The organism is Modestobacter caceresii, assembly GCF_000761485.1.
Classification (GTDB): domain Bacteria; phylum Actinomycetota; class Actinomycetes; order Mycobacteriales; family Geodermatophilaceae; genus Modestobacter; species Modestobacter caceresii.
This window is the reverse complement of sequence record NZ_JPMX01000013.1, coordinates 69,705-80,928: the sequence shown is the minus strand read 5'-3', so window position 1 is coordinate 80,928 and position 11,224 is coordinate 69,705. Positions and strand designations below refer to the sequence as shown.

The following is an 11,224-nucleotide window of genomic DNA, read 5'->3' as shown; positions in this document are numbered from 1 at the left end:
GCGGGGACGCGGCGACGGCCGGGAGCCGGCGAACCGGTTCCCGGCCGTCGCCGGTGGACTGCCGTCACTGCACCGGGCGCCGCCTGCTGAACACCCAGCCCGCGACCAGCGCGGCGACCACCCAGCCGCCCAGCGTCAGCAGCGAGGCCACCTCGGCGTCACCGCGGGCGAACCGGAGCACCGCCTGCTGCGGGTCGACGGCGTCGGCGATCTGCGCGTCCCAGGCCCGGATGATCTGCACCAGGCCGAGGATGGTCAGGTAGAGGCCGGTCAGCGCGGCCGGGGTGTTCGCGGTCGCGGCGCCGACGCCCACCCCGATCAGCGCGAACGCCGCCCCGGCGCCCACCGCGGTCAGCGCGGCCTGGGCGGCGCCGTCCCAGGACACGCCCGGGTCGGCCAGCACGGCCAGGATCAGCCACGACGCCCCCATCGAGACGGCGGTCAAGGCCGCGCCGAGCAGCGCCGTCGCGACGGTCTTCGCCGCGAGCACCCGGCCGCGCTGCGGCACCAGCAGGTAGGTGGTCTGTGCGGTCCGGTGCGTCCACTCACCGGCGGTGCTCAGCACCCCCATCGCGAGCAGCAGCAGGCCGGTCATGATGCCCACCACGGCGAACGGGCCGGCCACGGAGGGGAAGGCATCGTCGCTGGCCTCCAGCAGGCCCATCCCGGCCGGCCCGGCCAGCCCGGCGGCGAGGGCGAGCATCCGGCCGGAGCGGGTGGTCAGGGTCTTGCGCACCTCGAGGCCGACGAGCGTCGGCAGCGAGGCGCGGGTCGGACGGACGGCGGGCCGTGCCGGAGCGGCAGTGTCGAGGGTCATGGTGTTCGAGCTCGTGGTCATGTCGGGGCTCCTCAGTGCTCAGCGGGGGTGTGGGCAGCTCCGGAGTCGTCCGTGAGCTGGAAGAACAGGTGCTCGAGGCCGCGCTGCACGGGATGCAGGTCGATCAGCGCGACCCCGGCCTCGGCCGCGATGGCGCCGATGGTGGCGGGCTCGGCACCGTCCACGACCAGCACGCCGTCGTCCTGGCGTTCCACGTGGAACTCCCGGGCTCGCAGCGCGTCGGCCAGTCCGCGGGGGTCGACCGACCGCACCGCGGTGCCGCTGGCGCCCAGCAGCGAGCCGACCGGGCCGTCGGCCACGATCCGCCCGCCGCCGATCACCAGCAGCCGGTCGACGGTGTGCTCGACCTCGCCGAGCAGGTGCGAGGAGAGCAGCACCGTGCCGCCGTTCTCCGCGTAGCTGCGCAGCAGTGCCCGCAACCAGCGGATGCCCTCCGGGTCCAGGCCGTTGGCGGGCTCGTCGAACACCAGCACCGGCGGAACGGTGAGCAGCGCGCCGGCGATGCCGAGCCGCTGCCGCATCCCCAGCGAGTAGCCGCCCACCGGCCGGCGGGCGGCGTCGGCGAGGCCGACGAGCTCCAGCACCTCGTCGACCCGGCGGGAGCCGACGCCGACGGCGATGGCGTGCAGCCCGAGGTGCGCCCGGCCGGTGCGGCCGGGGTGCACGGCCGAGGCGTCGAGCAGGGTGCCGACGACGGCGCCCGGGTTGGCCAGGTCTGCGTAGGGCCGGCCGTCGATCGTCGCCGTGCCCGCGGTCGCCGGGATCAGCCCGGTCATCATCCGCATCGTGGTGGTCTTGCCGGCACCGTTCGGGCCGAGGAAGCCGGTCACGGTGCCGGGCTCGAGGGTGAAGCTGACGTCGTCGACGACGGTGCGTGCGCCGTAGCGCTTGGTCAGTCCGCTGACCGAGATCATGGGTGCCTCCGGGGTTCGGTGTGGTGTCCCCAATCTGCGGTGGACCCACTGGTCAGCGCGTCGGCCGGAGGCTGCGGCCTCGTGCACCGGACGGTGCGACCCGGTCATCCGGAAGAGGACGTCGGCAGTCGACCCGCGGGTGACCCGCAGCTCGCCGGACAGGACCTACGCTCCGGCCCATGGGGGTCCGCGAGCGCACCTGGCCGGGGCTCACCGCCCGCGGCATCGCGCTGGAGGCCGGCCTCGCCGTGCTGGGCGTGGTGATGATCGTCAGCGGCTTCGGCACCCTCGCGCCCCCGTCGCTGGACCTGGGCGCCGTCGTCGTGGCCACCGCGCTGATGGCCCTCGGGTTGTTCCTCTTCCGCCGCACCCAGCCCGCGGTCCCCTTCGCGGTGTGCGCCGTGTCGGCCGCGCTCGGCTTCTCCCCCACCGGGCCCTGGCTGCTGGCCAGCTACGCCGTCGGCCGCTACAGCGACTCCTGGTGGGTCCGGGGTGGGGTGGGGATGGGTGGGGCCGTGGCGATCGCCGTCGCCGCGGACCCGGTCACGGTCGGGGGCTGGACGGTCGTCGCCGCCGCGACCGGGGCGATCGTCGCCCTCCCCGCCGCCCTGGGGATCTGGCAGCGGACCCGCGAGCAGCTGCTGGGGGTGCTGCGCGAGCGCGCCGAGCGGGCCGAGGCCGAGCGGGAGCTGCTCGCCCGCGACGCCGTCCTCTTCGAGCGCACCCGGATCGCCCGGGAGATGCACGACGCCGTCGGGCACCGGGTGAGCCTGATGGTGCTGCAGGCCGGCGCGATCGAGCTGGCCGCGCGCGACGCCGACCGGGTCGAGCAGCTCGCCGGGCAGGTGCAGACCGCCGGGCGGCGCGCGCTGGTCGAGCTGCGTCAGATGGTCGGCGTGCTCCGCGCCGGGGACGTCGACGAGGACGCACCCCTGGGCCCACAGCCGGGCCTGGAGGACCTGCCCCGGCTGGTCGACCAGGCGCGGGAGGCGGGCATGGAGCTGACCCTGACCGGCGCCACCGACCCCGCCTCGCATCGCGCCGTCGACCCCGCGGTGGGCCGGGCCGCCTACCGGATCGCGCAGGAGGCGCTGACCAACGCGGGCAAGCACGCCCCCGGCGCCCGCGTGCAGGTGAGCGTGGAGTGCCGCCCCGAGGAGCTGCACCTGCGGGTGGTCAACGGCGCGCCGGCCCGCCCCGCCGAGCCGGTGCCCGGTGACGGGTACGGCCTGGTGGGGTTGGGTGAGCGGGTGCGCACGCTCGGCGGCCGGCTCACGGCCGAACACCGGTTGGACGGCGGGTTCGTGGTCGAGGCGGTGCTGCCGGCGTGATCGGCGACCCGGTCCGAGTGCTGCTCGTGGACGACGAGGAACTGGTGCGCTTCGGCCTGCGCACGGTGCTGGAGTCCTCTGGCGGCTTCGAGGTCGTCGGGGAGGCCGGGGACGGCGCCGCCGGTGTGCGGGCGGCGCGGGAGCTGCGGCCCGACGTCGTGCTGATCGACGTCCGGATGCCGGTGCTGGACGGGCTCGCGGCGACCGAGCAGATCCTGGCGCTGCCCCAGTCGCCACAGGTCGCCGTGCTCACCACCTTCCACCAGGACGAGTACGTGTACGCCGCGCTCGCCGCCGGTGCGGCCGGCTTCCTGCTCAAGGACACCCCGCCCCGGGAGATCGCTGCCGCGGTGCGGGCGGTCGCCGACGGGACGGCGACGCTGTCTCCGGCGGTCACCACGACACTGATCGACTCCTACGTCCGCCGCCGGTCCGCACCCCGACGCGCCGAGGCGCTGCGGCGGGTCGAGACGCTGACGGACCGGGAGCGGGAGGTGCTGGCGCGGCTGGGCCGCGGCGACTCGAACGCCGAGGTGGCCGGGCGGCTGTTCGTCAGCGAGGCGACGGTGAAGACCTACGTGTCCCGGTTGCTCACCAAGCTGGACCTGGCCAACCGCACCCAGGCGGCGATCCTCGCCCACGAGGCCGGGCTGCTGGAGGACTGAGCCGGGCTGCCGATCCCCCTCAGCTGCGGCTCTGCGCCCGCCGGCCGGCGACGACCAGCCCGACGCCGACGACGAGGAAGCCGGTGGCGACGCCCCACTGACCGGAGCGGTCGGGCAGTCCGACGCCCCACAGGACCAGCTCGACGGCGCCGAGCACCAGCAGCAGACCGAACTCCGTCCGGCCGCGGGACGACCGGGGCTCCCTCGTCGGCCCCGCGGGCACCCTCCGACTGGAGACGACGAACAGCACCCCCGCCGCGACCAGCAACCCAGCGCCCACCAGCCGAGCGGTGCTGGAGGCGTCGCCGGACAGCAGCACGGCCAGCAGGACCATCCCGGCGGCCGCCAGGGAGATCCCGACGACCAGGTGGTCGGCACGTCGACTCACGAGGACTCCTCTCGGGGGGGGGTGAGCGCACGCTATCGAGGTCGCCGCACATGTCCCCAGAAGGCCGTGACGAACCGGTTCCGGGGCGGGCCGAGGCTGCCGATGAGGTCGACATGAGCATCCACGCTGCTGCCGAGCACACCGCCACCACGGACGTGCAGGCCATCGAGGAGATGGCCACCGCCGTCCTGGCGTCCATCGCGCGCATCCACGCCGACGGCCTGGTCGCCGTCGCCACCATCGCGGAGGACCCGGCATCGGTCCGGATGCCGCTGCCCGAGGCGGCAGCCCCGGTGGCCGAGCCGGTCGTCGACGTCGCGCCCGAGGAGGCCGAGCCCGAGCCCGAGCCGGTCCAGCTGATCCGTGCGGCGCCGCCGCTGCCGCCCCGCGGCCGGCACTTGGCCGAGGCCCTGACCGACCAGCTCCCCGCCCAGCACGCCGCCTGACCGGCGGACAGCGCTGATCGTCGTCCCGCCGTGGCGGGACGACGATCAGCGGGCAGCAGGAGGACCTGGGGTCAGGCGATGGTGATCTCGCCGGCCGGGACCTCCACGTGGTGGCCGAGGGCGGTGAGCGCGGCCGCCTGGTCGGCGGGCAGCGCCAGCCCCTCCACGAAGCCGTCGCCGTTCGGCACGACCTCGCCGGTGAAGGACACCCGGTCGCCCGGGCTGACGTCCACCGGGGACTCGCCCGGCGCGGTCAGCTGCACCCAGATGCGGACCTCCTCGGTGCCGATCCAGAAGCCCTCGTCGTTGGGGACGGCGAACACCGGGACCTCGGTGGCCACCGCTGGCTCATCGGGCAGCCCGGCCAGCGCAGCCTGGGGGTCGGCCTCGGCCAGCAACCGCGGGATCGCCACGTCACCGGCGACGAAGGCACCCGGCGCGACGGCGCCCACGGGACCGGCCTCCGCCGACTCCTCCTCCCCGAGGAAGTCCGCCTCCTCCTGGACGACCCCCGCGTTCTCCGCGAGCGCCCCGGCCTCCTCGTTGAAGATCTCGACTGCGGTGACGCCTTGCTCCTCCGCCTCCGCACCGCACCCGGTCAGGACCAGGGCGAGCGCGGCCGCACCGGTGACCGGCACCGAGACGAGCCGGCTGCGCCGACCCGGACGGGCGGCGGACGAGCGGAACGGGGTGGAGGTGCGCATGACGATCTCCTCACCGGGCCGCGACCGGCCCAGGACGTCGTGTGTCGGCTTGTGGCGGTCGTCATTCCCCGTGTGGGCGGCCCGCAACACGGTGAGTGCCCACCGGATCGGCTCCCGCACGACGCCGGCGTCGACCGTCACCGGATCGAGACCTGGCGGGCCCGGTGCCGAAGCCGCCCGGGCCCACTGTCAGGCCTGGGCGGCCGCCGCGCCCAGTGAGAGCAGGGCGTCGTCCACCCGGTCCAGTGCGGCCGGCGTCGTCGTCGCGTGCACGCTCAGCCGCACCCGCTCGCCGTGCCGGGTGCAGGTGACCCCGGCCCGGCCCAGCGCGGCGTGCAGCTCCGCGCCGTCCACCCCCGGCACCCGGAACGCCACGATCCCGGCCCGCTCCGCCGGCTCCCGGGCCGACGTCACCACCACTCCCCGCCGGTCCAGCAGCTCCAGCAGCTCCTCGACCCGTGCGGAGATCCGGCCGGCGACGGCGCCCACCCCGGCGGACTCCAGCAGCTCCAGCCCCGCAGCCAGGCACGCCTGCGCGACGGGGCTGGTGTTGGTGGTGCCGAACCGGGCCGCGCCGGCAGCCAGCGGGTGCTCCTCGCCGTCGTAGTCGGTGGCGTCCTGCACCGCGGTCCAGCCGGCCAGCAGCGGGTCCAGCCGCTCCAGCGCCCGGTCGGACACCGCGACCACCCCGGTGCTCCAGCCGCTGCGCAGCCACTTCTGCCCACCGGCGACCAGCACGTCGGCCGCCGTCCAGTCGATGTCGACCGCGCCGAGGCCCTGGATCGCGTCCACGACCAGCAGCCGCTCCCCCAGCACCTCACGCAACCCGGGCAGGTCGGCCCGGAAGCCGGTGGCGAAGTCGACCGCGCTGACCACCAGCGCCGCCGCGTCCGGGGCGGCCCGGACGGCGTCCGGCGTCACCGGCCCGGCCGGCAGCGGGACGACGTCCAGCCGCCCGGCCGACTCCGCCCGCCACCAGGGGTAGAGGTTGGCCGGGAACTCCGTCGGGCTGACCAGCACCGGCCCGTGCACCGCGAACGCCGCCTGGAACAGCCCGGCCGAGGTGCTCGGCGAGTAGGCGACGTTGCCCGGCGGGAAGCCGAGCAACCGGGACGCCGCGGCCAGCGCCCGGCCCTCGGCGCCCATCAGCTCGTCGACGGTGCCCAGCCCCGCGGCCGACACCGCGGCCAGCGCCGCGGTGCCGGCCTCGACCACCGGCCGGGACGGCGGGCCGACCCGGGCGTGGTCCAGGTAGCCCTCCTCCTCGGCGAAGGCGGACAGGTAGGCAGGGTTCACGCGGTCACCCGCGCCAGGAACGCACGGGTGCGCTCGTGCTGCGGCGCGCCGATCACCTGCTCCGGCGGCCCCTCCTCGACCACCACCCCGCCGGCCATGAAGACGACGTGGTCGGCGACCTCGCGGGCGAAGGAGATCTCGTGGGTCACGACGATCATCGTCATCCCCTCCCGCGCCAGCTCGGTCATCACCGCCAGCACCTCCCCGACCAGCTCGGGGTCCAGCGCGCTCGTCGGCTCGTCGAACAGCAGCAGCTTGGGCCGCATCGCCAGCGCCCGGGCGATCGCCACCCGCTGCTGCTGCCCGCCGGAGAGCCGGTCGGGGTAGGTGTCGACCTTGTCGCCGAGCCCCACCCGCTCCAGCAGCTCCCGGGCGTAGGCCTCCGCCTCGCGCCGCGGGACGCCGCGCACCTGCACCGGCCCCTCGGTCACGTTGGCCAGCACGGTGCGGTGCGGGAAGAGGTTGAACCGCTGGAACACCATGCCGATCTCCGCGCGCTGCCGGGCGACGTCCTTCTCCCGCAGCTCGTGCAGCCGGTCGCCGTCGTGCCGGAATCCGATCGGCACCCCGTCCACCCAGATCTCACCGCCGTCGGCGGCCTCGAGGTGGTTCACGCAGCGCAGCAGCGTGCTCTTGCCCGCACCCGAGGCACCGAGCAGGACGACGACCTGCCCGCGCCGCACCGTCAGGTCGACGCCGCGGAGCACCTCCAGCGAGCCGTATTGCTTGCGCAGCCCACGGGCCCGGACGAGCACCTCGCCCTGCGCCGCCCCCTCGCCCGCCCCCTCGATCGCCACGGCGCTCACCGGGAGCTCCGCATGAACGGCGGGGTGCGCAGCGAGCCGCCGACCTTGGCCCACACCGACCCGCGGGTGCCCGTGGGCCGGATCGAGGCGTTGTAGTGCCGTTCCAGGTAGTACTGCCCGACGTTGGCCACGCTCACCACCACCATGTACCAGACGGCCACGGCCAGCAGCGTCTCCATGACCGCGAGGCTGCGGCTGGAGAGCGCGTTGGCTGCGTGGATGAGCTCGGTGAAGCCGATGACCGAGGCGATCGACGTCCCCTTGAGCATGTTGATGAAGTCGTTGCCGGTCGGCGGGATGATCACCCGCATCGCCTGCGGCAGCACGACCCGGCTCAGCACCTTCGCCGGCGACATCCCGATCGACTTCGCCGCCTCGGTCTGCCCCCGGTCGACGCTGGTCAGCCCGGCCCGGACGATCTCGGCCATGTAGGCGCTCTCGTTGAGCCCCAGCCCCAGCAGCGCGGCCAGGAAGCCGGTCATGATCACGTTCGCCGGCTGGTCGAGCAGGTAGGCGTCGGTGAACGGGATCGGGATCGAGAAGGCCGGGAAGACCAGCGCGATGTTGTACCAGAGCAGGATCTGCAGCAGCACCGGCAGACCGCGGAACACCCAGATGTAGGCCCAGGAGACCCAGCGCAGCACCGGGTTGGCCGAGGTCCGCATCAGCGCCACGACCGTGCCGATGACGATCGCCCCGGCCTGGGCGACCACCGCCAGCACGATGGTGTCGACCAGCCCCTCCAGGATCACGTCCTGGGTGAGCAGCGCCGGGATGCTGGCGTAGTCGATGTCGCCCCGCGAGATCGCCTGGAACAGCAAGCCCAGCACGGCGAGGACGGCCAGCCCGGCGACCACGCGCCCCCAGTGCCGGATCCGCACCTGGGGCAGCAGCTCGCCGTCCCCCGGTGCGTCGACCGGCCTGGTCAGCGCCGCGCCGGCGCGGTCAGCCACCGTTGACGGTCGCCTGGTCGACCGCGCCGGAGGTGACGTCCCACGCCTCGAGGATCTCGCCGTAGGTGCCGTCGTCGATCAGCGACTGCAGCGCCTGCTGGATGGCGTCGCGCAGCGCGGCGTCGTCCTTGTTGAGCCCGATGCCGTACGGGCCGCCGTTGATCGGGTCCTGGTCGACGGTCTCGAAGTACTCGCCGTCGCCGGCGGTCTGGGAGATGTAGACCGCGGTGGGCAGGTCGTTGAGGATCGCGTCGACCCGGCCGGTGCGCAGCTGCGTCTGGTTCTGCGAGTCGCTCGGGGTCGCGGTGACCGCCAGCGGCTCCTCGCCGTTCGCCTCGCACTCGGCGGACTGCTCGGCGGCGAAGTCCTCCTGCGTCGTCCCCTGGACGACGGCGATCGCCTGGCCGCACAGGTCGGCGCTGGCCTCGATCCCCGCGGGGTTGCCCTTCTGCACCATGATCGTGATGCCCGACTCGAAGTAGTCGACGAAGTCGATCGACTCCTGCCGCTCCGGGGTGTCGTTCATCCCGGCGATCGTGGCGTCGACCCGACCGGTCTGCAGGCCGGTGATCAGCGAGTCGAAGGCCATGTCGGAGTACTCGACGTCCAGGCCCAGCTTGTTGCCGATCGCGGTGATGATGTCGACCTCGAAGCCGACCGGGGTCGACCCGTCCTCGGCGTAGAAGTTGTTCGGCGGCGACTGCACGTTCGACCCGATCGACAGCGAGGCCAGGTCCGCCGGCAGGCCCTCGGCCAGGGCGGCGTCCTCGCTGACCCCGCCGACGATGTCGCTGGTGTCGGGCACCGCGGAGTCGGTGGAGCCCTCGGCGGCCGGCTCGGCGGCCGCCGACTCGTCGTCGCCCCCACCGCAGCCGGCCAGCAGCAGGGCGGTGGTGAGCGCGACCGGGACGGCGGCGCGGACGGAGAGGCGGGTGCGGGACATGGGCTGCTCCTGGAGGTCGGGACGGGCGGTCATCGGTCGTTCCTGACGGGTGGCGCGGACGCGCCGTCCGGCGGCGGACTGGACCGCCGGACGACGAGACGGGTGGGGACGACGACCGAGCGGGGCGGCAGGGTCGGCGTGGCGAGCCGCTCGAACAGCAGGTCGACCGCGGCCGAGCCGATGCCGGCGGCGTCCTGGGCGACCGTGGTGAGCGGCGGGTCGAGGAGGTCGGCGAGGTCCAGCTCGTCGAAGCCGACGTGCGCGGGGCGCGGGCCGGTGCGCGCGTGCAGGTGGTGCAGCAGGGCGACGCTGGCCCGGTTGTTGCCGGTCACCACGGCGGTGACCCCGGCCGCGGCCCAACCCGACACCGCGGCGGCGATGCGCTCGGGAGTCAGCACGCCGAGCGACACCAGGCCCTCGGTGCGGAGGCCGCGCTCGGCGCAGGCGGCGAGGAAGCCGTCGCGGCGCTGGCGGGAGGTCCAGAACCGCTCGTCGTCGCCCAGGTAGGCGATCGACCGGTGCCCGCGCTCGGCCAGGTGGTGCACGGCCTGGGCGATGCCGCCGGCGTTGTCCGACAGCACCTCGTCGGTGCCGTGGTCGGCGCTGGGCCGGTCGAGCAGCACCGCCGGGACGTCGGGCGGCAGGTTGGCGGTGAGCACCTCGTCGCCGACCAGGTTCGGGGCGATGAGCAGGCCGTCGACCCGGCGCGCGGCGAAGGCCTGCACCAGCCGGCCGGCGCGCTCGGCGTCCCCGTCGGCGGAGCCGGTGAGCAGGAGGTACCCGTGCTCGCGGGCCCGGCGCTCCACGCCCGCGGTGAGCGCGGCGTAGAACGGGCCGGCGAGGTCCTCGAGGACCAGGCCGATGCTCGCGGTGCTGGTGCCGCGGCGCAGGTGGCTGGCGCCGTCGTGCCGGCGGAAGCCCAGCTCGGCGATGGCCCGCTGCACCCGCTCGATCGTCTCGGGACGGACGCCGGGCTCGGCGTTGACCACCCGGCTGACGGTCTTCTGCGAGGTGCCGGCGGCGCGGGCGACGTCGACCATCGTGGGCAGCCGGCCGAGCGTCCGACCAGCGCCCGGACCTGCGGCAACGTCCGATGACAACGTAGTCATCGACTCGTCGGGCGGTCCCGATGACAACGTAGTCATGCGGGGGATAGTCAGGGTGACTACGGCCACATGTCAAGGGCCTGAACGGTCCGCAACGGTTCCGTGACCGCGCGGCCCCCCGGGCTGCCGTTGTGCGCTGGTCGTCGGTCCGCCCCGCGGGAAGCGACGACCAGCGCACAACCCCGGCGAGCGTCAGCCCCGGGGCAGGGCCCGGCCGTCGGGGAGCATTCGGCCGCTCAGCAGGGCGACCAGGTGGCCGCTGTCCGCGCGGACGACCTCGCCGTCCCCCCAGCTCCAGGTGGTGTCCGCCGCCTCCAGACGGCGGCCGGTCAGGTCGATCCCGAAGTAGGCGCCGTCCACCGCGGTGAGCTGGTCGAGGACGGCGAGCACGCCCTCGGCCGGGGCGACCGGCGGCCGGCCGAGGGCGACGGTCACGTCGAGGGAGTGGATCACGGCATGGCTGAGCGCACCGGCCGCGCCACCGCCCGGGGGTTCCCAGCCGTGCAGGGTGGAGGAGCGGAGCGCGGCCAGGAGCTCGGCGGCCGGCAGAGACGCGTCCCGGGACGCCACGGTGTCGGAGAGCCGGGTGAAGTCCCCGCCGGCCGCCGCCATCTCGGCACCGAACTGCTCGGCCGACAGCCGCGCCGGCATGGTCACGTGCGCCACCACGTGCCTGACCTGCCAGCCCGCGCAGAGCGAGGGGGCGTCCCAGGGCCCGGCCGGCCCGGCGGCCAGCAGGTCGGCGAGCCCGTCGTACGTCCTCGCCGTCCAGGACTGCAGGTCACGCGCGTTCCCGGTCATCTCGATGCCTCTCCCTCGCCCACGCTCGGTGGA

At 74.9% G+C, this 11,224-nt stretch carries 13 protein-coding genes; 3 read left to right on the top strand and 10 right to left on the bottom strand.

Annotated elements, in window-relative coordinates; translation table 11 throughout:
• Nucleotides 1-64 precede the first annotated feature (64 nt).
• On the bottom strand, nt 65-838 hold the full coding sequence (locus tag IN07_RS23795) for a hypothetical protein (protein ID WP_052090802.1): 774 nt from the start codon (nt 836-838) through the stop codon (nt 65-67).
• Nucleotides 839-849: 11 nt separating this feature from the next.
• Entirely contained in the window at nt 850-1,752 is a 903-nt protein-coding gene (locus tag IN07_RS04670) for an ABC transporter ATP-binding protein (protein WP_036333950.1), read from the bottom strand.
• 179 nt (nt 1,753-1,931) lie between these two features.
• On the opposite strand from IN07_RS04670, the gene IN07_RS23790 reads away from it, so the two are divergent.
• Complete coding sequence (locus tag IN07_RS23790; protein ID WP_052090801.1) at nt 1,932-3,083, top strand: sensor histidine kinase; 1,152 nt, start codon at nt 1,932-1,934, stop codon at nt 3,081-3,083.
• Nucleotides 3,080-3,748, top strand: coding sequence for a response regulator transcription factor (locus IN07_RS04660; RefSeq protein ID WP_036333949.1), 669 nt, complete (start codon nt 3,080-3,082; stop codon nt 3,746-3,748). The genes IN07_RS23790 and IN07_RS04660 overlap by 4 nt, the downstream gene beginning before the upstream one ends.
• A gap of 19 nt (nt 3,749-3,767) precedes the next feature.
• Here the strand turns inward: IN07_RS04660 and IN07_RS04655 are convergent, their stop codons facing one another.
• Nucleotides 3,768-4,136 carry a hypothetical protein gene (locus IN07_RS04655; protein ID WP_036333948.1) on the bottom strand — a complete coding sequence of 123 codons (369 nt, stop codon included), beginning with the start codon at nt 4,134-4,136 and terminating at the stop codon, nt 3,768-3,770.
• Between the two features lie 113 nt (nt 4,137-4,249).
• Here IN07_RS04655 and IN07_RS04650 point away from each other — a divergent pair, with 113 nt between their 5' ends.
• Nucleotides 4,250-4,582, top strand: a complete 333-nt coding sequence (locus IN07_RS04650) for a hypothetical protein (RefSeq protein ID WP_036333947.1) — start codon at nt 4,250-4,252, stop codon at nt 4,580-4,582.
• Nucleotides 4,583-4,653: 71 nt separating this feature from the next.
• On the opposite strand, the gene IN07_RS25075 is transcribed toward IN07_RS04650, so the two are convergent.
• From IN07_RS25075 to IN07_RS04615, 7 genes are all read right to left on the bottom strand, one after another.
• Complete coding sequence (locus IN07_RS25075; protein WP_156119036.1) at nt 4,654-5,286, bottom strand: hypothetical protein; 633 nt, start codon at nt 5,284-5,286, stop codon at nt 4,654-4,656.
• Between the two features lie 189 nt (nt 5,287-5,475).
• Complete coding sequence (locus IN07_RS04640) at nt 5,476-6,582, bottom strand: aminotransferase class V-fold PLP-dependent enzyme (RefSeq protein WP_036333945.1); 1,107 nt, start codon at nt 6,580-6,582, stop codon at nt 5,476-5,478.
• Entirely contained in the window at nt 6,579-7,388 is an 810-nt protein-coding gene (locus tag IN07_RS04635; protein ID WP_331437121.1) for an amino acid ABC transporter ATP-binding protein, read from the bottom strand. The genes IN07_RS04640 and IN07_RS04635 overlap by 4 nt, the downstream gene beginning before the upstream one ends.
• Nucleotides 7,385-8,341, bottom strand: coding sequence for an amino acid ABC transporter permease (locus IN07_RS04630; RefSeq protein WP_231557991.1), 957 nt, complete (start codon nt 8,339-8,341; stop codon nt 7,385-7,387). Before IN07_RS04630 ends, IN07_RS04635 begins: the two co-directional genes overlap by 4 nt.
• Complete coding sequence (locus tag IN07_RS04625; protein WP_036333979.1) at nt 8,334-9,284, bottom strand: ABC transporter substrate-binding protein; 951 nt, start codon at nt 9,282-9,284, stop codon at nt 8,334-8,336. Before IN07_RS04625 ends, IN07_RS04630 begins: the two co-directional genes overlap by 8 nt.
• A gap of 29 nt (nt 9,285-9,313) precedes the next feature.
• Nucleotides 9,314-10,324: a LacI family DNA-binding transcriptional regulator gene (locus tag IN07_RS04620; protein ID WP_036333944.1), complete on the bottom strand. Its 1,011-nt coding sequence runs from the start codon at nt 10,322-10,324 to the stop codon at nt 9,314-9,316.
• Between the two features lie 258 nt (nt 10,325-10,582).
• Nucleotides 10,583-11,191 carry a maleylpyruvate isomerase family mycothiol-dependent enzyme gene (locus tag IN07_RS04615; protein ID WP_036333943.1) on the bottom strand — a complete coding sequence of 203 codons (609 nt, stop codon included), beginning with the start codon at nt 11,189-11,191 and terminating at the stop codon, nt 10,583-10,585.
• Nucleotides 11,192-11,224: the final 33 nt, after the last annotated feature.

What these genes read in the sequence shown, in the direction of transcription:
- IN07_RS23795 (WP_052090802.1), bottom strand. Translation starts at nt 838, where the DNA reads ATGACCACGAGCTCGAACACCATGACCCTCGACACTGCCGCTCCGGCA.
- IN07_RS04670 (WP_036333950.1), bottom strand. Translation starts at nt 1,752, where the DNA reads ATGATCTCGGTCAGCGGACTGACCAAGCGCTACGGCGCACGCACCGTC.
- IN07_RS23790 (WP_052090801.1), top strand. Translation starts at nt 1,932, where the DNA reads ATGGGGGTCCGCGAGCGCACCTGGCCGGGGCTCACCGCCCGCGGCATC.
- IN07_RS04650 (WP_036333947.1), top strand. Translation starts at nt 4,250, where the DNA reads ATGAGCATCCACGCTGCTGCCGAGCACACCGCCACCACGGACGTGCAG.
- IN07_RS25075 (WP_156119036.1), bottom strand. Translation starts at nt 5,286, where the DNA reads ATGCGCACCTCCACCCCGTTCCGCTCGTCCGCCGCCCGTCCGGGTCGG.
- IN07_RS04625 (WP_036333979.1), bottom strand. Translation starts at nt 9,284, where the DNA reads ATGTCCCGCACCCGCCTCTCCGTCCGCGCCGCCGTCCCGGTCGCGCTC.
- IN07_RS04620 (WP_036333944.1), bottom strand. Translation starts at nt 10,324, where the DNA reads ATGGTCGACGTCGCCCGCGCCGCCGGCACCTCGCAGAAGACCGTCAGC.
- IN07_RS04615 (WP_036333943.1), bottom strand. Translation starts at nt 11,191, where the DNA reads ATGACCGGGAACGCGCGTGACCTGCAGTCCTGGACGGCGAGGACGTAC.